The sequence below is a fragment of the Streptacidiphilus pinicola genome (genome assembly GCF_003258295.1).
Classification (GTDB): Bacteria; Actinomycetota; Actinomycetes; order Streptomycetales; family Streptomycetaceae; genus Streptacidiphilus; species Streptacidiphilus pinicola.
Map to the genome: position 1 here is coordinate 1 of NZ_QKYN01000277.1, position 232 is coordinate 232.

1 protein-coding gene is annotated in these 232 nt (G+C 71.1%); it reads left to right on the plus strand.

Annotated features, from left to right (window positions below; translation table 11 throughout):
* The coding region (locus tag DN069_RS39110) for an ABC transporter permease (protein ID WP_165845843.1) at positions 1–232 on the plus strand (232 nt) is incomplete at both ends.

The window sequence follows — 232 nt, forward strand, 5'->3', positions numbered from 1 at the left end:
GATCCTCTGCGTCGGCGGCGTCCTCACCGGCGCCGCCAACTCCGTGCGCGAGCTGGTCAAGGAGCGGACCATCTACCAGCGCGAGAGAGCCGTCGGCCTGTCCCGCTCGGCCTACCTCTGCTCGAAGATCGTGGTGCTGGGCACGGTGACCGTGGTCCAGGCGGTAGTGCTGACCATGGTCGGCCTCTTCGGCGTGAGGCTGCGCCCGCACGGCGGCGGGGTGCTGCTGCCG